We start from the raw sequence: 18,997 nt of genomic DNA, 5'->3' as shown, positions 1-18,997 counted from the left end.
CACTAAAGTGAGGTGCTTGGTATGGACTCATTCGATAACACAATGAAATTCAGCATTCAAGAAGAAACACAAAGCGTTCATGTTAACGATGTTTTGTTTACGGTGTATGATGCACTTCAAGAAAAAGGATATAATCCGATTAATCAAATTGTAGGATACTTATTAAGCGGAGATCCGGCATACATACCTCGTCATAAAGATGCGAGAAATATTATTCGCAAGCTGGAGCGCGATGAGCTGATTGAAGAGCTTGTAAAATCATACTTAAAACATCATCGTGAGGACTAATCATGCGCATAATGGGACTCGACGTCGGCACGAAAACCATTGGAGTCGCAATCAGCGATGAAATGGGTTGGACGGCACAAGGCATTGAAACAATCAAAATCAATGAAGAACGCAATCAATTTGGTTTTGAGCGAATCGAAGAATTAGTAAAAGGCTATAATGTGGATAGCATAGTAGTGGGGCTCCCAAAAAATATGAATGGTACAATTGGCCCGCGTGGCGAAGCGTGTCAGCAATTTGCAGAGCGCCTGCAAGAGGTTCTCAATATGGAAGTTGTGCTTTGGGACGAGCGTCTTTCCACTATGGCGGCAGAAAGGTTGTTAATTTCAGCTGATGTAAGCCGTAAGAAACGTAAGCAGGTCATTGATAAAATGGCAGCAGTGGTAATTTTACAAAGCTACTTAGATAGCAAACAATGATGAGGTGAAAAACATGATAGATGAAAATCAATTTTCTATCGTTGATGAAAGCGGCAATGAAATTTTATGTGATATCGTTTTAACATTCGAATCAGAGCAATTTGGGCCGAAAGCTTATGTTGTATTTTCTCCGGTTGGAGAAGTAGACGAAGATGGAGAGCCTGTATACGATGCTATGATTTTTGAAGAGAGCGATGATGTTGAAGGAGGAAAACTTCTTCCAATTGAATCCGAAGAAGAATGGGAAATGGTACAAGAGGTATTTAATACATTCCAAGATGAAGAAGACGAGGAATAGAGGAATAACAAAAAAAGCGAGCTGATGAGCTCGCTTTTTTTGTGTATATAGGAAATACATGTTTGTGAAACTAAGGTTGTCAAATTATATCGAAATTTATCGTTTTTTTATAGTATAATGGTGAAGATTATATTAAGGAGGGGCACTTATTTGCTTATAAACAACAGCTATAACAAGCGAAGGAAAAAGCGCATGTTTTTTTTCATAAGCTTGTTACTTACAGTGATTATTGCAGTAAGTTCAGTTTATTATGTGATATTATCGTTGCAGCCTCTAGCAAAGAATAGTGACGAGAAGATTGAAGTTACTATTCAGCCCGGTACTTCCACTGCTTCTATTGGAAAGCTGCTTGAGGAACAAAAGGTTATCAAAAGCGGTACTGTGTTTCGGTATTATGCCAAATATAAATCAGAAACTGGACTGCAGGCAGGGCCATATTTATTAAGTCCTGGAATGAATGTGCAAGAAATTATCGATATATTGGCGTCTGGAAAAACGTATGTAACCATCAAGCATAAATTGATAATTCCGGAAGGTAGTCAGCTTGTTGAAATTGCAGGGAAGATTGCAGCAGAGTTTAAAATGGAAAAAGAGCAGGTTATTCAGCAATTAAATGATCCAGCTTTCTTAAAGCAGCTGCAAGCTAGTTATCCCACACTCATTACGGATAAAATATTCAATCCGAATATTAAGTATCCGCTGGAAGGGTATTTATTCCCGGCAACATATTCATTCTATAAAGAAGAAAATACCATTGAAGACATCATCAAACCGATGTTAACTAAAACTGATCAACTAATTAAGAAGAACAAATTGCTTATGGACGAGCAGAAATTAGATGTACATGATACACTGACTCTAGCATCTTTGATTGAGGAAGAAGCTACGAGCACAACAGATCGCCAAAATATTTCTAGTGTCTTTTATAATCGTCTTGCTGTCAATATGCCTCTGCAAACCGATCCTACGGTGTTATATGCAGTAGGCAAACATAAAGAACGTGTATTGTACAGTGATTTAAAGGTAAATTCTCCATATAATACGTATATCGTTAAGGGACTTCCTGTTGGGCCGATTGCTAATTCAGCAAAAGTATCAGTAATGGCGGCATTGCAGCCTGCGAAAACGGAGTATTATTACTTCTTGGCAACTTCAGAAGGTGAGGTTATTTATTCGAAGACACTGGCTGAACATAACGCGGCAAAAGCAAAATATATTACACAAAAGAAATAGTTATGTATTACAAAGGGTGTGTGAAAAATTCGCATATCCTTTTGTTTTATGTTAAAATATATCGGGCTCAAAATAAAAAATGTCCTCTTTCCTTATGAGGGAAGAAATTACAATATAATGCTGTATAGGCTCTTTTCTCTTGAAAGGATTTAATATAAAGAAGGAAAGCAAAAGCTACAATGAAAGATTTAGAATCCTTTTGTACTTTTCCTATCTGTGTTCCTTGCTCCATGCCGAAATGGCAAAACGGGGCTCTTTATTTTATTGGCGTATTGTTAAGGGAGGTTCCTATGGAACAAAATGAAATATATGAGTACTTGTCTTCCTTTATTCATAACAAGGACCCGCTTATTGTAGAAATGGAAGAATACGCGCACTTGCATACTGTCCCGATTATGGACAAATTAGGGATGGAATTTATGCTGCAGTTATTGAGATTAATTCAGCCGTCTTCTATTTTGGAAATTGGAACTGCAATAGGATACTCAGGAATTCGTATGGCACAAGCTCTTCCGAAGGCGAGTATTGTTACTATTGAGAGGGATGAGGAACGCTATGAAAAAGCAAAGGAATACGTCGGTCGTTCTCATTCTGCAAAACAACTCTCATTAATCTATGGAGATGCGCTGGAAACGTTTGAAGAAGTGAAAAAGCATGGGACGTTTCAAGTTATTTTTATCGATGCGGCAAAAGGACAGTATCAACGCTTTTTTGAACTGTATGAAGGATTGCTTGATGAAAATGGCGTTATAATCACCGACAATGTTCTCTTCCGTGGTCTTGTTGCGGGGGGAACGATTGAAAATAAACGGAAAAGAAGTTTAGTAACGAAGATAAGAAGCTATAATGAATGGCTAATGGGACATGAAAGCTACGATACAACAATCTTTCCGGTTGGGGATGGAGTAGCCGTTAGCAAAAAGAAGGGATGAACGATGGTGAAGAAACCTGAACTGTTAGTAACACCTAAAACAGTAAACGATATTGAACAACTGGCAAAAGCCGGGGCAGATGCAGTAATTGTGGGTGAGCAAAAATTCGGTTTGCGTCTAGCAGGCGAGTTTCCACGTGAAGAAATTAAAAAAGCGGTAGAAATCGCACATCAACATAATGTAAAAGTATATGCAGCGATGAATGGTCTTTTTCACAATGAAAAGGTTGAAGATGTAACGGAGTATGTCGCTTTCTTACAGGAAGCAGGAGTAGATGCTATTGTATTTGGGGATCCAGCTGTTGTGATGGCAGTTCGTGAAATGGCGCCAAATATGAAGCTGCACTGGAACACAGAAATAACAGCGACAAACTGGTTTACTTGTAATTATTGGGGAAAAAGAGGGGCAAAGCGAGCTGTACTGGCACGTGAATTAAGCTTAGACGCTGTCTTAGAAATAAAAGAACATGCTCACGTAGAAATTGAAGTGCAAGTTCATGGAATGACATGTATGTTTCAGTCCAAGCGTTCTTTGATTGGAAACTATTTTGAATATCAAGGAAAACAAATGGAACTTGAAAAGAAATACGAGGAAAATATGTTCCTGCACGATAAAGAACGTGAAAATAAATATCCGATTTTTGAAGACAGCAACGGCACGCATATTATGAGTCCGAATGATATTTGTATGATTGATGAATTAGAAGAGCTTATCGACGGTGGAATTGATTCGTTCAAAATCGACGGTGTATTAAAAAGCTCTGAATATATTATTGAAGTAACCAAAAAGTATCGTAAAGCTATCGACTTATGTGTGGAAGATCGCGAGGCTTATGACAGTATAAAAGGTCAGCTTTACAATGAAATTGAAGATATACAGCCTGTGAATCGCTCGTTGGATACAGGATTTTTCTATAAAGAGACAGTGTATTAAAAAGGGAGGAATGAAACGTGACTGTAAAAGAAATTTCACGTGTAATTGACGGAAAACGTGTCATCACCAAAAAACCAGAATTGTTGGCACCGGCAGGAAACTTGGAGAAATTAAAGATTGCCGTTCGGTATGGTGCGGACGCTGTGTTTATCGGCGGTCAGGAGTTCGGTTTGCGTTCTAATGCAGATAACTTCACTTTGGAAGAAATGGCAGAAGGTGTTCAATTTGCGAATAAATATGGTGCGAAAATATACGTAACAACGAACATTTTTGCGCATAATGAAAATATGGAAGGCTTGGAAGAATATTTACAAGGAATTGAACGAGCTGGTGTGACAGGGATTATTGTCGCTGATCCACTTATCATTGAAACATGTAAACAAGCAGCACCTAAGCTTGAAATTCATTTAAGTACACAGCAATCGCTATCGAATTGGAAAGCAGTCCAATATTGGAAAGAAGAAGGATTAGAACGTGTTGTATTAGCGCGTGAAGTGGGCTATGAGGAAATGAAAGAGATGAAAGAAAAAGTGGATATTGAAATAGAGGCTTTTATCCACGGGGCAATGTGTATCGCATATTCCGGCAGATGTACATTAAGTAATCATATGACAGCTCGTGACTCGAATCGCGGCGGCTGCTGTCAATCTTGCCGCTGGGACTATGATTTAATTCAAACAGAGACGCAATTGCAAAATGCACAAGAACTTCCGTTATTTACGGAAGAAGATGCTCCATTCGCAATGAGCCCGAAAGATTTAACGCTTGTACAATCGATACCAAAGATGATTGAAATCGGAATCGACAGTTTAAAAATTGAAGGACGCATGAAATCTATACACTATGTTGCTACTGTTGTGAGTGTATATCGTAAAGTAATTGATGCGTATTGTGCAGATCCTGATAATTTTGTGTTCAAACAGGAATGGATTGATGAGCTAGATAAATGTGCAAACCGTGATACTGCTCCAGCGTTCTTTGAGGGGACACCAGGGTATCAAGAGCAAATGTATGGAAATCATAGTAAGAAAACAACATTTGATTTTGTTGGTTTAGTATTGGACTATAACGCAGAGACAGGCATTGCTACAATTCAGCAGCGCAATTATTTTAAACCTGGACAAGAAGTGGAGTTTTTTGGTCCGGAAATCGAGAACTTTACACAAAAAGTGGAAACGATTTGGGATGAAGAAGGAAATGAACTAGATGCAGCAAGACATCCACTGCAAATTGTAAAGATTAAAGTAGATAAGCCTGTACACCCTTACAACATGATGAGAAAAAGCATACTTCAATAAGAAAGAGTGGTAGTGTTATGGGGAAGAAAAAACCCGTTGTAATCGGAATTGCAGGAGGGTCCGGATCTGGTAAAACAAGCGTGACGAAAGCGATTTTCGATCATTTTCGAGGGCACTCCATTTTAATGCTTGAGCAGGATTATTATTATAAAGACCAAAGTGATTTACCAATGAAAGAACGCTTAAAAACAAATTATGACCATCCACTTGCTTTTGATAACGACTTGTTAATTGAACACATCAAAAAGCTGCAAAATTATGAGGCGATTGAAAAGCCTGTATACGACTATAAGCAGCATACAAGATCGAAAGAAACCATTCATGTAGAGCCAAAGGATGTTATTATTTTAGAAGGAATTCTTGTATTAGAGGATGAGGGCTTGCGCGATTTAATGGATATGAAGCTTTTTGTGGATACAGATGCGGACATTCGCATTTTACGCAGAATGCAGCGAGACATCGAAGAGCGAGGACGCACAATGGAGTCGGTTATTACACAATACGTAAGGGTTGTACGTCCAATGCATAATCAATTCATTGAACCATCTAAAAAATATGCTGATATTATTATTCCTGAAGGCGGACAGAATCACGTTGCTGTCGATTTAATGGTAACAAAAATTGGAACAATCCTTGAAGAAAAAGTAATTTTGTAATAGCATAGAAAAAGATGCACTTATGGAAGGTATTTTCGGCAAATAGAGCGAATACATTTGAACATGCAAAGTTCAGCCTCACCTACTGTGTAGGTGAGGGCGTTCTTATATATGAGTGCACTCAGCTCCTCAACTGTGGGGGATCGGTAGACTGAAAAGGAGTGAATAATAATGGCTACAGAGAAAACGTATCCAATGACACAAGCTGGAAAGCAAAAGCTTGAACAAGAATTAGAATATTTAAAAACGGTAAAGCGTAAAGAAGTGGTAGAACGAATTAAAATCGCTCGCAGCTTCGGAGATCTTTCTGAGAACTCTGAGTATGATGCGGCGAAGGACGAGCAAGCGTTTGTGGAAGGGCGTATTACAACGCTTGAAAACATGGTTCGCAATGCAGTGATTATTGAAGAAGATGCTGCTAACTCTTCTATCGTTTCTCTTGGGAAATCTGTAACATTTGTTGAGCTTCCTGACGGAGAAGAAGAAACATACACTATCGTAGGAAGTGCAGAAGCAGACCCATTTGAAGGCAAAATTTCAAATGATTCTCCAATTGCCAAAAGCTTACTTGGCAAAACAATTGGAGATGAAGTTGCAGTACAAACTCCAGGCGGAGATATGCAAGTGAAAATTGTATCTATCAAATAAGATTAAAAGAGAAACACCTCGTCGAAACTGAAGACGAGGTGTTTTTTTATGAAAATTCAAAAACGTATCATATTTGTATTGATATGCATTATGACGGCGATGAGTATATTGATTGGAAGACTTATTCAAGTACAGCTTGTGTCCACAGAATCTTTTACAAAGAAAGGCATCAATTTGATTGAGAAGAGTGTAGCACAGCGTACACATACCATTGTAATTGATGATGGAAGAGGAAGGTTTGTGGACCGTAATGGGGAAGGACTTTCGGAAGATTTTTATCCGAATCTTATATTATTTCCATTTTTGAAAGGGATGAATTGGCCAGTAGAACAGGTTGCAAGTATTCTTAATATAAAAAAAGATGATTTACTTGCCAAAATTGCTGTTGCTAAGGCTCCCTTTCCATATGGAGACAGCAAGCCACTCCGGCTTACACAAGCACAAATGGAAAAAATTAATGCGTTGCAAATTCCGGGAGTGGTGGCTGCCAAGGCACAAACGAAAGAACACCAGCCCATTGCTGAACATTTAATTGGAATTGTGGCTCAAAATGCAAACTTAGTCAAAGAAAGGTATCCACAAAAACTACAAGAAGGAAAAGTTACAGAAACAACGTCCATCGGCATTACAGGATTACAGGAAGCATTCGATGAATTTTTGCTGACCGATGGAGAAGCGAAGCTTTTATATCACGTAGACAGACAGGGAGATCCTATTTTTGGGAAAAATGTGAAGTATACACAACCTGCAAATCCTTATTATCCTGTGGTCATTAAAGCAACAATAGATAAGGAATTACAAAAAACAGCGGAAAATATTGTGAGTAAATATAATATGAAAAAGGGCGGTCTTATTTTACTCGATGTAAAAACGAGCGAAATCTTGGCAATGGTGAGTAAACCTTCCTTTAATGTAAAAGGTGAAACTTGGAATAATCAAATGTTGATGTCCCAGTTTCCAGGATCAGTATTTAAAACCGTAATCGCCGCCGCCGCTATAGATCAAGGAATGATACAGGAAGGAAGAACGTTCAATTGTGATACAGATTTATACGGCACAGGAAAACCTGAACATCCTATGGGCAATCTGACTTTTGAACAAAGCTTTGCTAGAAGCTGTAACAGGACATTTGCTGTTTTGGGGCAGGAGTTGTTAAAAAAAGATAGCAATATGATTGAAAAGTATGCAAATATGCTTGGGTTAATCAATACGACGGGATGGAAAGGCGATGTATTTCATTTTTTAAACTTTTCTCAGTTGTCAAAAGAAGAAAAGGGCGTTATATGGGCAGATGAAAAAGATAAGGGAGTACCGAAGGCTGTTGCTCAAACCTCAATTGGACAAAAGGATGTAAGGGTGACTCCTTTAGCGGTCGCAAACATGATGGCTACTATCGCAAGAGGCGGAGAAAAGCTGGAGGTGAAAGCAGTCAAGGAAATTGATTATAAAAATGGTACAAAGTTATATCAGTTTCCAACCCATAAAATAGCAGAGGATAATCTTTCGAATAAAACGATTGCTCGGCTTCAACAACTGCTTCGTGCAGTTGTAGCGACATCTAATGGAACGGGAGCTGTTTTTCAAGGGCTGCCTTACAGTGTAGCTGGAAAATCAGGTACTGCAGAAGGCGGCAAGGAGGAAGTAGTGAATAAATGGTTTGCGGGTTATTTCCCATATGAAAATCCCAAATATGCATTGGTTGTAGTTGATTTAGAAACAACGAGCCCGGAAAGTGTTTCAAAAAATATTTATAGAGACTATGTGCAAGCAATCTACGAATTAAATCAAGCAGAACAAAAGCGAGTATATAATGGACAAGGTATGTAACAAATTGGTTACATTTCTAAAAAAACGTGTCATATTCCTTCAAGACATCTAGGTTTAGTGTTAAAATAGCAACTATGTGAAGTATTGTTAACGGAGGGGAAGGTATGATACAAAATAAAGACGGGTCACGATTCCAGCAAAAAAGAAAAGAACGTCAAAAGAGCATGATTTTAAGTCTTGCCATTGGGATTGTACTTGTTTTAGCTGCCACAGTGGCATACCAATTGTTTTCTTCTTCTAGCGAACCAGCGGCAAAGCAACCAGAAACAGAGAAAAAAGAAGTGAAGGAAGTAAAAAGCAAAAAAAATAAAGAAAACGGCGATACAAACGAAGAACAAGCAAATAAAGAAGAGGCAGTACAACCGGAGACACCAAAGGATGAAAAGGTGGTTGTTACAGACCAGCAAGAATCTGGTGTAATAGAAGCCTATACAAATCCATCTTGGCAGCCGATTGGAACGTCTCAAAGTGAGCCGCATACAACACAGTTTTCGAAATCCTCCCAAGATTGGAGAGAAATGACGCAAACGCTCGCATATGCAATCGAGCGTAATGAACAGGACTTTACTATTCTATTTCTTGGGAATGACGGTGTAAATAAAGCTGTTGGAACAATCATGACAAAAGATAAACAAAAATATAAAGTGCACATTGAGTGGATAGAAGGGCAAGGCTGGAAACCAACTCTTGTACAACAACTAAATTAAAAAGAAGAGCGCGATTAAAAAGCGCTCTTCTTTTTTTGTTTGAAATGAACGACCGCACTATAGTATGGACGCTTGCTTTCAGGATCTAATACCATTTCGTGAGAGACATGGTGAACTTCAAGGAGCAATGCACGATTATCGTCAATTTTTTCAGTGATTTTTTTTTCTAACGTTTTTAACTCTGCTGCCTCAAAAAATTCTATCTTGTCTTCAATCATGTCAAAGGAAAATTGCATGCTGATTCACTCCTTTCATATATTTCCCTTTTTTTATTATAACGCATTTTAGTTGACTTTTTTTATATTTCAACATACTATACTTATAAAACCTATAAGAAAAGGTGGAATTAAAATGGGGACAGAGTTCAACGAATTATTCGACGAATGGGCACACACATATGACTCTTTCGTCTCCGGTGAAAATATAGAGTATAAGGAAGCATTCGCGAATTATGAGGACATTTTAAATAGCGTGGTGGCAAAATCATTTGGTACTGTGTTAGAGTTTGGAATCGGCACAGGCAACCTTACACATAAGCTTCTTGAAGCCGGCCTAAATGTATATGGTGTAGAGCCATCAAAACAAATGAGACAAATTGCAAAACAGAAACTTCAAAATAAAGTAAAGATTATAGAAGGAGATTTTCTGAACTTTCTTATTCCTGTGACCGAAATTGATACGATTGTTAGCACATATGCTTTTCATCATCTTACAGATGAGGAAAAGCATGAGGCGGTTTGTAAATATGGTCAGTTGCTGAAAAAAGGTGGTAAAATAGTGTTTGCTGACACTATATTTACAGATCGAGAGGCACATGCTAAGACTGTGGAAACTGCAGTTAAAGCAGGATTTCACAACTTAGTAAAGGATTTGCAGACGGAATATTATACAACTATTCCAATCATGCATTCCATATTTGAAAACAACGGCTTCCATGTTACATTCTCTCGTTATAATCATTATGTGTGGGTGATGGAAGCAATCAAGGAGTAAGAAAGAGGGATAACATTGAAAATTGCTATTATCGGTGCAATGGAAGAAGAAGTGCGTATTTTACGAGACAAACTAGAGAATGCAGAAGTGGAAACAGTGGCAGGATGTGAATTCACAAAAGGAAAATTAGGCGGTCATGAGGTTGTACTTTTAAAATCTGGTATCGGAAAGGTAAACGCAGCAATGTCAACAACTATTTTGCTCGAGCGTTACAAACCAGAGAAAGTTATTAATACAGGCTCTGCCGGTGGATTTCATCATTCTTTAAATGTGGGAGATGTAGTAATTTCCACAGAGGTTCGCCATCATGATGTAGATGTAACAGCATTTAATTATGCGTACGGGCAAGTTCCTGGTATGCCTGCTGCGTTTGAAGCTGATCAAGAGCTTGTGAACTTAGCTGAAAAGTGCGTGAGAAATATGGATGATATACAAGTTGTAAAAGGAGCAATTGCGACAGGCGATTCTTTTATGAATGACCCGCAACGTGTAGAGTTCATTCGAAGCAAATTCGAAAATTTACATGCAGTAGAAATGGAAGCAGCTGCGGTAGCGCAAGTATGCTATCAGTATAAAATTCCGTTTGTTATTATTCGTGCATTATCGGATATAGCAGGGAAGGAATCTGACGTATCCTTCGAGCAGTTTTTAGACCAGGCGGCTCTTCATTCTACAAATTTAATTGTGAGTATGCTTCAAGAGTTAGAATAAGAGGAGGGAAGACAACTGTCGAATAGAAAAGGAAGATCTGGCGGTTGTCTTCTTTTATGATTGAAGGAGTGGAGAACATGGAGGTTTATCATGGAGTACATCAGCTGATTGGCAACACTCCAGTAGTAGAAATCACAAAATTTTCGCTGCCGGAAGGTGTTCGGCTATTTGCGAAGCTGGAGTTTTATAATCCGGGAGGTAGCGTAAAAGATAGATTGGGGAAAGAGTTAATTGAAGATGCATTGAAGAAAGGATTAGTGAGTCCAGGAGGAACCATTATAGAGCCAACTGCAGGAAATACAGGTATTGGACTTGCGCTCGCAGCTTTGCAGCATAATTTGAAGGTCATTGTTTGTGTGCCCCAAAAATTTAGTATGGAAAAGCAAGAATTAATGAGAGCGCTTGGTGCAACTGTAGTGAATACACCTACTGAGCAAGGAATGACAGGAGCGATAGCTAAAGCGAAGGAACTGCTGCAAGAACTCCCTAACTCATACTGTCCACAGCAATTTGCTAATGAAGCGAATCCGCGTACGTATTATAAAACATTAGGACCGGAGCTGTGGAAACAGTTGGACGGCAATATCCACATTTTTGTGGCAGGAGCCGGTACAGGCGGTACGTTTATGGGAACAGCAACATATTTAAAGGAACAAAAGAATTGCATTAAAACTGTAATCGTAGAACCGGAGGGATCCATTTTAAATGGTGGAAAACCGGGTCCGCATATGACAGAAGGAATTGGTATGGAATTCTTGCCGCAGTTCATGAACCAACGATATTTTGACGCTATTTATACAGTACAAGATAAAGATGCATTTCAGCTTGTAAAGGAACTGGCGCAAAAGGAAGGATTACTCGTTGGAAGTTCTTCGGGTGCTGCACTGTATGCAGCTTTGCAAGAAGCTCAGCAAGCAAAGAGCGGAACAAATATCGTTACGATTTTTCCAGACAGCAGTGAACGGTATTTGAGTAAAGAGATTTATAGAGGGTGGGAGTAAGATGAAAGCAAAAACAAAACTAATTCATGGAATCAAAATGGGAGATCCGTATACTGGAGCAGTCACGGTACCGATTTACCAAACGAGTACTTATAAACAAGAAGAAGTAGGAAAGCACAGTGGTTACGAATATTCCCGTACTGGAAACCCTACGCGCAGTGCGTTAGAAGAAATGATTGCAGTACTGGAGAACGGATATGCAGGATTTGCTTTTGGGTCGGGTATGGCGGCTATCACAGCGGTCATGATGCTGTTTTCGAAAGGTGATCATATTATCTTAACGGATGACGTATACGGTGGAACGTATCGCGTAATGTCAAAGGTGCTGAATCGTTTCGGATTAGAGCACACATTTGTAGACACAACGAGCTTAGAGAATATTATAAACGCTATACAAGAGAATACAAAGGCTATATATATTGAAACTCCGACAAATCCATTATTGAAAGTGACGGATGTTGAAGAAGTTGCAGTACTGGCAAAACAACGTGGGTTATTAACAATTGTAGACAATACGTTTTTAACACCGTATTGGCAGACCCCTCTCTCATTAGGAGCGGATATCGTATTGCATAGTGCGACAAAGTATTTAGGTGGTCACAGTGATGTAGTGGCAGGGGTAGTGGCAGTAAATAATGAACAATTAGCAACTGATTTGCACTTTGTTCAAAATTCTACAGGGGGTATTTTAGGACCGCAGGACAGTTGGCTGTTGCTCCGTGGCTTAAAAACGCTAGGGATACGTATGGAAGAACACGAAGTCAATGCTCGCGCTATTGTAGAATTTCTCGAGCAGCATCAAAAAGTAAAGAAAGTGTACTATCCGGGTCTAGAAGCGCATCCGAATCATGAAACGGCAAAGAAGCAAGCAGGCGGTTTCGGTGCTATTATTTCGTTTGATGTAGATAGCGAGGAAACATTAACACGCGTGATGAGCAAGCTGCAGTACTTTACATTAGCTGAGAGCTTAGGAGCAGTAGAAAGCTTAATCTCCGTTCCTGCAAAAATGACGCATGCATCTATTCCAGTTGAACGCCGTGCAGAGCTGGGGATTACTGATACGTTAATCCGCATTTCTGTCGGTATTGAAGATGGAGAAGATTTGATTGCTGACTTGGCACAGGCGTTGGCATAAAATCACAGTATTTTAGGGTCTATAGGATGCCTTTTCTATGAAAGGAAAAAGCTATTTTCATTGGTGATATTTACTTGCTTTATAGTTTTAAAGAGTGTGTTATAGTGAATATAGGTGATGCTATATGAAAAACAAACTAAATTCTTTGCAACATAAAATTGCAGACTATACACGCTTTGGTCAAGTGTTATTAGCAGTAGGAACCTTGCTGTTTATTGGCATCATACTGCCTGACAATGAGAAAGAATTATCGCAGTTGTTGGTGATGATAGGAGCAAGTCTTGGTGCGTTAGGTGCATCATTATTTTTCTTTTATCGTGTTAAAAAGCTGCGTGATATAGAAGTAGAAGAGATGTAAAACACCCTTTTATCGAAAAGGGTGTTTTTTTTGTATGAGAGAAGGAAAAAGAGCAGCTTACAGCTAAACAAATGATGATGGACTTTTATGCTAAAAACTATGTGATAATGGAGGGATATGATGCAGCAAACTATCAGTATAGAGCTGATCAAAGAGTTTGTTATCGCGGCTCATGGGGATTTTGGCAAGGTGCAGGAATTGTTAGAGGAAGAACCTGGGCTTTTGCATGCCAGCTATAACTGGGGCAATGATGATTGGGAAACCGCATTAGGGGCAGCTGCTCATGTTGGGAGAAGGGACATTGCCCTCTATTTGCTCGAGAGAGGTGCGCGTATGGACATTTTTGCCGCAGCAATGTTAGGATATGAAGAGATAGTAAAAGCAGTACTTGCTGTTCAGCCTAATGTAATATACGCGCCCGGTCCGCATGGCATTTCTTTGCTGCATCATGCAAAGATGGGCGGAGAGCAAGCTAAAGAGATATTTACATATTTAAAAAGCTTACAATAGAAAGGGGAATTTTTATGTTTGTAGTAACAAATACAATCCGTATTAAGCTTGGTTATGCAGAGCAAGTATTAGAGGGTTTTAAAAACCCGAAAGGGGTACAGCATTCTCCAGGATTCGTGCGTTTGGAATTATGGCAAACGAAAGGGTTGGAAGAGCATGATGAAATTAAAGTATGCACCACTTGGGAAAATGGAGAAGCATTTCGTCAATGGACAGAGAGCGATGCTTTTAAACAAGCGCATGCTGGGCGAGGCGGCAACAGCCGTGAGTACATGCTTGGCGCCAAGCTGGATAAGTATGAAATAGTCGCTTCACATGTTGCTCCTATTGAATAGGTATATTTAAAAAGATACAGAGTCCTTAATAAAATAGAAAAGAAAAAGATGATTTTCCAGCAAAATCATCTTTTTTCTTTTTCCTGAGTTTTCAAATCATCTTTTTATGAATATAATAAGAACAAATGTTCTTGTTTAAGGGAGCGATAAAGATGATTGAACAGAGAGATGAAGAGCTTATCCAAGAGTATGTCTATACCGATTTGCTTGTTCGGGTTTTAGAACGGGATATGCTTGCGATTCACCAATCCTGTATTAAGCTTAAAATACCCTATACTGAATGGATTGGCAGACATATTTTACATTTGCGGCATCAGCTGCAAAGTATAAAGCAAGCTATGTTAAAGACCGGAATCAAGTTACATTCAGAAGCAAAACAAGAAGCCCTGTTTGTTTCCTACAATTGTATTGTTCGAGGATATGAAAGGACATACCGATACGGAAGAGATGTGATGAAAATGGAAGTAACAAAACGATTGTTAAAGATGTTTGAAGTGAGGTACGAGAAGTTGTAACTAGTTTTATACTTTCTTCAGGGAAGCCTATTAAGGTTATCCCTTTTTTATTTCATCTTGACGGTTGCCAACCCCTGCATACTTTTAAATCAGATGTGTTCTGTGGTGTACCTTGCTTCCGTATGCTAAGGAAGTTTGGACGTAAGAGGATTCATAAAATAAAGGGACAATGAAATTTAGAAAGAATATTAAGAATATTCGTGATAAAATAAAGATGTAAGGATATAGAAAGGGGGAGCAGTATGAAGCGTGATTATTTAATCAAGCCGTTTGTCGGGCAGCATTACCCCATGATATCGCATGGAAAAGGGGTATATTTGTATGACACTGATGGAAAGCGATATATAGACGGTTCATCCGGTGCTATTACGGTCGGAATTGGGCATGGCGTCGATGAAATTATTGAAGCGATGATAAAACAAGCAAAGCAAGTGTCCTTCGTATATCGTTCACAGTTCACAAGTGCCCCAGCTGAAAAGCTTGCTAAAAAGATCAGTGAACTTACACAAGGTGATCTAAATTGGACTTTTTTTGTCAATAGCGGAACGGAAGCGACAGAAACAGCTATGAAGCTTGCTATTCAGCATTATCAAGAGCAAGGCAGGCAAGGGAAAAATAAAATTGTATCGCGTTGGATGAGCTATCATGGTATTACAATGGGAGCCCTTTCCATGTCAGGGCATCCGCTGCGTCGGCAACGCTTTGTTTCCATATTAGAAGAATATCCTTCAGTATCTCCTCCTTATTGTTATCAATGTCCATTCAACTTAGAATATCCTTCTTGTAATACTGCATGTGCGACCGAATTAGAAACAGCAATTGAAAGAATTGGAGCAGAGCATATTGCTGCGTTTATTGCTGAGCCGATTATTGGAGCGGCAGGAGCAGCTATTGTGCCCCCACAAAACTATTATCAAAGAATTAAAGATATTTGTGAAAAGCATGACATTTTATTTATAGCAGATGAAGTGATGACCGGACTTGGGCGTACCGGAAAAATGTTTGCAATGGAGCACTGGGGTGTACAGCCTGATATTGTTGCTCTAGGAAAAGGGTTAACGTCAGGTTATACACCGATGGCAGCTGCTATTGCAAGCGACAGAGTAATGGAACCTATTTTACAAGGATCAAAAGTCGTGATGAGCGGTCATACCTTCAGTGCAAATCCCCTTTCAGCAGCAGTTTCATTAGCGGTGATTGAATATGTGGAACAGCATAACCTTGTGCAAGCAGCAAAAGAAAAAGGCGAGTATTTAATGAAAAAGCTTACTGAATTACAAAGGCATTCTTCTATTATGAAGGATGTGAGAGGAAAAGGATTGTTGATTGGTATTGAGCTATCCGAAATTAAGTCCAGCATATTAATCCAAACGGCGATGAGAAACGGGCTTCTTTTATATCCAGCAGTAGCAGGAAGGTATGGGAAAGAAGAAACCGGGTGCTTACTGGCACCGCCGCTGACAATCACATATGCCGAAATGGATGAACTTGTGAACATTCTTGAGGTAAGCGTAAAAGAAACAGAACAGAAATTAGCTGCATGTGCTGCAAAGGAGGAGTGAGCTATGAACAAAGTTGAAAACATCTACCGCAAAATCAGCACCATGGAACAGATTATGCCGTTCTTTCATAACGGCATGACATTAATGTTTGGAGGATTTGGCGGAGTAGGTTCTCCACCGACAATTTTACAGGCATTGTTGGAAAGCGATATAACGGATCTGCACCTTATAGGCAATGATACTGGGTTTCCTGATATTGGAATTGGACCTCTTGTACGAGAAGGAAGGGTTCAGTCTATTATTACTTCCCATATCGGTTCCAATCCATTTGCTGGTCAGCTTATGACAGAAGGGAAAATACAAGTGGAGTTTTCTCCGCAAGGAACGTTGGCTGAAAGGATACGGGCGGGTGGAGTCGGACTTGGCGGTATATTGGTGGATGTTGGGCTCGACAGCATTGTAGAGAGTGAGAAACAGAAAGTTACAGCTAATGGAAAGCAATATTTGGTAGAAACAGGACTGACAGCGGAGGTCAGTATCATTTTTGCTAAAAAAGCTGATCCATTCGGTAACTTGGTCTTTGATAAAAGTGCACAAAATATGAACCCTCTTATGGCGATGGCAGGGGATATTACAATTGTTGAAGCAGAAGAAATTGTTCCGCTCGGTTCGTTGCATCCTGAGGAAATTGTAACTCCCGGCGTGTTTGTCAATTATATCGTTCCATCGGAAGGAGTGAATTGGAAATGGGCGTGGGAATAGATATTCGTCACCGTATTGCCAAACGTGCGGCACAAGAAATTAAAAATGGTATGATTGTTAACTTAGGTATTGGGATTCCTTCACTTGTTGCGGATCATTTGCCGAAAGATATGCATGTAATGTTCCATGCAGAGAATGGTGTTATTGGTATGGGACCAAGTCCGAAAAAGGGAGAAGAAGACGAAAATTTATGTAATGCCGGCGGGTTTCCGGTCACTGTTATAAAAGGAGCAAGTTATTTTGACAGTGCGATGGCGTTTGGCATAATCCGAAGAGGCTTACTTGATGTGACTGTACTCGGGGCATTACAGGTAAGTGAAAAAGGAGATTTGGCGAATTGGATTGTTCCTGGAAGACGAGTACCCGGGATCGGAGGAGCAATGGATTTAGCGCAAAAAGCAAAAAAAGTGATTGTTGTCATGAATCATACAGATAGGAACGGAAATCCCAAAATTGTAGAAGAGTGCAGTTTGCCTTTGACCTCAAAGCGATGTGTAGACCTAATTATCACAGAAATGGCTGTACTTCAAGTAACAGAAGAAGCTTTAGTACTAAAAGAGTTAATGCATCCCTATACAGCAGAAGAAGTCATACAGTGTACCGGAGCAAAGCTAAAAATCAGTGAACAGTTGAAAACCATTATGTAGGTGGGAGGAAAAGGATGACTGATTACAAAGATAAGGTACATCAGTATATACAACGCAGCAAAAAAAAGACAACGGAATTACTGCAAAGACTTGTGCAGGAAAGAAGTGTGTCTGGCAATGAAAGTACAGCACAGGCGATTGTGATTGAAAAGCTGAGAGAATTAGGCTTACAGCTAGATATTTGGGAGCCGTCGGTTGAAGACATGCAAGACCATCCTTATTTTATTTCGAGAAGAGAGGGCTTCGAGGGCAGTCCGAATATAGTGGCTACATTAAAAGGCACTGGCGGCGGAAAATCTATGATTTTAAACGGTCATATTGATGTCGTGCCGGAAGGGGAAATAAAACAGTGGGAGCATCATCCGTTTGGGGCCGCGATTATTGATAATAAGCTATATGGACGGGGCGCCACTGATATGAAAGGCGGAAATACAGCCCTCATTTTAGCAATCGAAGCAATTAAACAAAGCGGCATTAGATTAAAAGGAGATGTATATTTTCAAAGTGTCATTGAAGAGGAGAGCGGGGGAACAGGAACACTGGCTGCTATTTTACGAGGATATAAGGCAGATGGAGTCATTATTCCTGAACCGACCAATATGAAATTCTTCATTAAACAACAAGGGTCTATGTGGTTCCGGCTTCAGATAAAAGGTCGTGTTGCACATGGGGGCACACGTTATGAAGGAGTTAGCGCTATCGAAAAAAGTCTGGCAGTCATTCAAAAAATTCAAGCGCTGGAAAAATTGAGAAATAATCGAGTGGACGATCCTTTATATGAAGGGATACCGATACCGATTCCCATCAATATTGGAACGATTCATGGAGGAACGTGGCCATCCTCTGTTGCGGATCTTGTTGTGCTAGAAGGAAGGTTCGGAGTAGCTCCGCATGAAAGAATTGAAGAAGCAAGAGAAGAATTTGAAAGCTGGATGGCGCAGCTTTCAAAAGAAGATGAATGGTTTGGAAGTCACCCTGTGGAAATCGAATGGTTTGGAGCAAGATGGATACCCGGTGCTATTGAAGCGGATCATCCATTAGTAGAAACATTAAAGCAAAATTATATACAGGCAACGAATAAAGAGCCTATTATCGCAGCGGCCCCTTGGGGAACAGATGGAGGATTATTTACGCAAGTGGCTGCTATTCCCATGATAGTATTTGGACCAGGAGAGACTAAGATAGCACATTATCCTAATGAATATATCGACCTTAATGAAATGTTTTTAGCTGCAGAAATTATTGCCAATACACTGCTGGATTGGTGTGGTATACAAGAATAAGGAGAG

General features: G+C 39.6%; 24 protein-coding genes. 23 read left to right on the top strand and 1 reads right to left on the bottom strand.

What is annotated here, in order from left to right:
- The first annotated feature begins 21 nt into the window (after positions 1–21).
- The 11 genes from J7Q84_RS12155 to J7Q84_RS12105 all read left to right on the top strand — a co-directional run bounded on the left by J7Q84_RS12155 (position 22) and on the right by J7Q84_RS12105 (position 9,239).
- Positions 22–288, top strand: a complete 267-nt coding sequence (locus J7Q84_RS12155; RefSeq protein ID WP_209094834.1) for an IreB family regulatory phosphoprotein — start codon at positions 22–24, stop codon at positions 286–288.
- A gap of 2 nt (positions 289–290) precedes the next feature.
- A complete protein-coding gene (gene ruvX, locus J7Q84_RS12150) occupies positions 291–707 on the top strand; it encodes a Holliday junction resolvase RuvX (RefSeq protein ID WP_209094833.1) in 417 nt (138 codons plus the stop codon).
- A gap of 16 nt (positions 708–723) precedes the next feature.
- The gene (locus J7Q84_RS12145; RefSeq protein WP_209095008.1) at positions 724–1,005 is read left to right on the top strand and encodes a DUF1292 domain-containing protein; all 282 of its coding nucleotides are present in this window, start codon (positions 724–726) and stop codon (positions 1,003–1,005) included.
- A 192-nt stretch (positions 1,006–1,197) separates the two neighbouring features.
- A complete protein-coding gene (mltG, locus tag J7Q84_RS12140; protein WP_247739245.1) occupies positions 1,198–2,238 on the top strand; it encodes an endolytic transglycosylase MltG in 1,041 nt (346 codons plus the stop codon).
- Between the two features lie 290 nt (positions 2,239–2,528).
- On the top strand, positions 2,529–3,170 hold the full coding sequence (locus J7Q84_RS12135; protein ID WP_209094831.1) for an O-methyltransferase: 642 nt from the start codon (positions 2,529–2,531) through the stop codon (positions 3,168–3,170).
- A gap of 6 nt (positions 3,171–3,176) precedes the next feature.
- Positions 3,177–4,103 carry a peptidase U32 family protein gene (locus J7Q84_RS12130; RefSeq protein WP_209095007.1) on the top strand — a complete coding sequence of 309 codons (927 nt, stop codon included), beginning with the start codon at positions 3,177–3,179 and terminating at the stop codon, positions 4,101–4,103.
- 17 nt (positions 4,104–4,120) lie between these two features.
- Positions 4,121–5,401, top strand: a complete 1,281-nt coding sequence (locus J7Q84_RS12125) for a peptidase U32 family protein (RefSeq protein ID WP_209094830.1) — start codon at positions 4,121–4,123, stop codon at positions 5,399–5,401.
- 17 nt (positions 5,402–5,418) lie between these two features.
- Positions 5,419–6,057 carry a uridine kinase gene (gene udk / locus J7Q84_RS12120; RefSeq protein ID WP_209094829.1) on the top strand — a complete coding sequence of 213 codons (639 nt, stop codon included), beginning with the start codon at positions 5,419–5,421 and terminating at the stop codon, positions 6,055–6,057.
- A gap of 171 nt (positions 6,058–6,228) precedes the next feature.
- Positions 6,229–6,705, top strand: a complete 477-nt coding sequence (gene greA, locus J7Q84_RS12115) for a transcription elongation factor GreA (RefSeq protein WP_209094828.1) — start codon at positions 6,229–6,231, stop codon at positions 6,703–6,705.
- A gap of 48 nt (positions 6,706–6,753) precedes the next feature.
- The gene (locus J7Q84_RS12110) at positions 6,754–8,532 is read left to right on the top strand and encodes a peptidoglycan D,D-transpeptidase FtsI family protein (protein WP_209094827.1); all 1,779 of its coding nucleotides are present in this window, start codon (positions 6,754–6,756) and stop codon (positions 8,530–8,532) included.
- 104 nt (positions 8,533–8,636) lie between these two features.
- Positions 8,637–9,239, top strand: coding sequence for a YrrS family protein (locus tag J7Q84_RS12105; protein WP_209094826.1), 603 nt, complete (start codon positions 8,637–8,639; stop codon positions 9,237–9,239).
- A 14-nt stretch (positions 9,240–9,253) separates the two neighbouring features.
- Here J7Q84_RS12105 and J7Q84_RS12100 read toward each other — a convergent pair whose 3' ends face one another.
- Positions 9,254–9,475 (bottom strand): YrzA family protein, encoded by a 222-nt coding sequence (locus tag J7Q84_RS12100; protein WP_209094825.1) that lies wholly within the window; start codon positions 9,473–9,475, stop codon positions 9,254–9,256.
- A 115-nt stretch (positions 9,476–9,590) separates the two neighbouring features.
- Between J7Q84_RS12100 and J7Q84_RS12095 the strand changes: the two genes are divergently transcribed.
- The 12 genes from J7Q84_RS12095 to J7Q84_RS12040 all read left to right on the top strand — a co-directional run bounded on the left by J7Q84_RS12095 (position 9,591) and on the right by J7Q84_RS12040 (position 18,991).
- On the top strand, positions 9,591–10,232 hold the full coding sequence (locus J7Q84_RS12095) for a class I SAM-dependent methyltransferase (protein WP_209094824.1): 642 nt from the start codon (positions 9,591–9,593) through the stop codon (positions 10,230–10,232).
- Positions 10,233–10,247: 15 nt separating this feature from the next.
- Positions 10,248–10,943 carry a 5'-methylthioadenosine/S-adenosylhomocysteine nucleosidase gene (gene mtnN, locus J7Q84_RS12090; protein ID WP_209094823.1) on the top strand — a complete coding sequence of 232 codons (696 nt, stop codon included), beginning with the start codon at positions 10,248–10,250 and terminating at the stop codon, positions 10,941–10,943.
- Between the two features lie 77 nt (positions 10,944–11,020).
- Entirely contained in the window at positions 11,021–11,944 is a 924-nt protein-coding gene (locus tag J7Q84_RS12085) for an O-acetylserine dependent cystathionine beta-synthase (RefSeq protein WP_209094822.1), read from the top strand.
- 1 nt (position 11,945) lies between these two features.
- On the top strand, positions 11,946–13,079 hold the full coding sequence (locus J7Q84_RS12080; RefSeq protein ID WP_209094821.1) for a bifunctional cystathionine gamma-lyase/homocysteine desulfhydrase: 1,134 nt from the start codon (positions 11,946–11,948) through the stop codon (positions 13,077–13,079).
- A 124-nt stretch (positions 13,080–13,203) separates the two neighbouring features.
- Positions 13,204–13,437 (top strand): YrhC family protein, encoded by a 234-nt coding sequence (locus J7Q84_RS12075; RefSeq protein ID WP_209094820.1) that lies wholly within the window; start codon positions 13,204–13,206, stop codon positions 13,435–13,437.
- 120 nt (positions 13,438–13,557) lie between these two features.
- Positions 13,558–13,947 (top strand): ankyrin repeat domain-containing protein, encoded by a 390-nt coding sequence (locus J7Q84_RS12070; protein WP_247739232.1) that lies wholly within the window; start codon positions 13,558–13,560, stop codon positions 13,945–13,947.
- A gap of 14 nt (positions 13,948–13,961) precedes the next feature.
- Positions 13,962–14,282: an antibiotic biosynthesis monooxygenase gene (locus tag J7Q84_RS12065; RefSeq protein ID WP_209094818.1), complete on the top strand. Its 321-nt coding sequence runs from the start codon at positions 13,962–13,964 to the stop codon at positions 14,280–14,282.
- Between the two features lie 152 nt (positions 14,283–14,434).
- Entirely contained in the window at positions 14,435–14,797 is a 363-nt protein-coding gene (locus J7Q84_RS12060) for a YhjD family protein (RefSeq protein WP_209094817.1), read from the top strand.
- Between the two features lie 242 nt (positions 14,798–15,039).
- The gene (locus J7Q84_RS12055; protein ID WP_209094816.1) at positions 15,040–16,359 is read left to right on the top strand and encodes an aspartate aminotransferase family protein; all 1,320 of its coding nucleotides are present in this window, start codon (positions 15,040–15,042) and stop codon (positions 16,357–16,359) included.
- A gap of 75 nt (positions 16,360–16,434) precedes the next feature.
- Positions 16,435–17,061 (top strand): CoA transferase subunit A, encoded by a 627-nt coding sequence (locus tag J7Q84_RS12050; protein ID WP_280635590.1) that lies wholly within the window; start codon positions 16,435–16,437, stop codon positions 17,059–17,061.
- Positions 17,046–17,708 carry a 3-oxoacid CoA-transferase subunit B gene (locus J7Q84_RS12045; RefSeq protein WP_209094814.1) on the top strand — a complete coding sequence of 221 codons (663 nt, stop codon included), beginning with the start codon at positions 17,046–17,048 and terminating at the stop codon, positions 17,706–17,708. The genes J7Q84_RS12050 and J7Q84_RS12045 overlap by 16 nt, the downstream gene beginning before the upstream one ends.
- Positions 17,709–17,722: 14 nt before the next feature.
- Positions 17,723–18,991, top strand: a complete 1,269-nt coding sequence (locus J7Q84_RS12040; RefSeq protein WP_209094813.1) for a peptidase — start codon at positions 17,723–17,725, stop codon at positions 18,989–18,991.
- The last annotated feature ends 6 nt before the right edge of the window (positions 18,992–18,997 follow it).

The sequence above is a fragment of the Bacillus sp. 165 genome, assembly GCF_017742235.1.
Lineage (GTDB): Bacteria > Bacillota > Bacilli > Bacillales > Bacillaceae_G > JAGHKQ01.
Note: the sequence above shows the minus strand (reverse complement) of the source record. Positions and strands in the feature narration are given on the sequence as shown.

Coding starts and splice junctions, on each gene's coding strand:
- J7Q84_RS12095 (WP_209094824.1), top strand. CDS start 9,591: ATGGGGACAGAGTTCAACGAATTATTCGACGAATGGGCACACACATAT.
- J7Q84_RS12040 (WP_209094813.1), top strand. CDS start 17,723: ATGACTGATTACAAAGATAAGGTACATCAGTATATACAACGCAGCAAA.
- J7Q84_RS12155 (WP_209094834.1), top strand. CDS start 22: ATGGACTCATTCGATAACACAATGAAATTCAGCATTCAAGAAGAAACA.
- udk (WP_209094829.1), top strand. CDS start 5,419: ATGGGGAAGAAAAAACCCGTTGTAATCGGAATTGCAGGAGGGTCCGGA.
- greA (WP_209094828.1), top strand. CDS start 6,229: ATGGCTACAGAGAAAACGTATCCAATGACACAAGCTGGAAAGCAAAAG.
- J7Q84_RS12055 (WP_209094816.1), top strand. CDS start 15,040: ATGAAGCGTGATTATTTAATCAAGCCGTTTGTCGGGCAGCATTACCCC.
- J7Q84_RS12075 (WP_209094820.1), top strand. CDS start 13,204: ATGAAAAACAAACTAAATTCTTTGCAACATAAAATTGCAGACTATACA.
- J7Q84_RS12100 (WP_209094825.1), bottom strand. CDS start 9,475: ATGCAATTTTCCTTTGACATGATTGAAGACAAGATAGAATTTTTTGAG.
- J7Q84_RS12065 (WP_209094818.1), top strand. CDS start 13,962: ATGTTTGTAGTAACAAATACAATCCGTATTAAGCTTGGTTATGCAGAG.
- J7Q84_RS12110 (WP_209094827.1), top strand. CDS start 6,754: ATGAAAATTCAAAAACGTATCATATTTGTATTGATATGCATTATGACG.
- ruvX (WP_209094833.1), top strand. CDS start 291: ATGCGCATAATGGGACTCGACGTCGGCACGAAAACCATTGGAGTCGCA.
- J7Q84_RS12085 (WP_209094822.1), top strand. CDS start 11,021: ATGGAGGTTTATCATGGAGTACATCAGCTGATTGGCAACACTCCAGTA.
- J7Q84_RS12050 (WP_280635590.1), top strand. CDS start 16,435: ATGACATTAATGTTTGGAGGATTTGGCGGAGTAGGTTCTCCACCGACA.
- mltG (WP_247739245.1), top strand. CDS start 1,198: ATGTTTTTTTTCATAAGCTTGTTACTTACAGTGATTATTGCAGTAAGT.
- J7Q84_RS12105 (WP_209094826.1), top strand. CDS start 8,637: ATGATACAAAATAAAGACGGGTCACGATTCCAGCAAAAAAGAAAAGAA.
- J7Q84_RS12060 (WP_209094817.1), top strand. CDS start 14,435: ATGATTGAACAGAGAGATGAAGAGCTTATCCAAGAGTATGTCTATACC.
- J7Q84_RS12070 (WP_247739232.1), top strand. CDS start 13,558: ATGCAGCAAACTATCAGTATAGAGCTGATCAAAGAGTTTGTTATCGCG.
- J7Q84_RS12080 (WP_209094821.1), top strand. CDS start 11,946: ATGAAAGCAAAAACAAAACTAATTCATGGAATCAAAATGGGAGATCCG.
- J7Q84_RS12045 (WP_209094814.1), top strand. CDS start 17,046: ATGGGCGTGGGAATAGATATTCGTCACCGTATTGCCAAACGTGCGGCA.
- J7Q84_RS12135 (WP_209094831.1), top strand. CDS start 2,529: ATGGAACAAAATGAAATATATGAGTACTTGTCTTCCTTTATTCATAAC.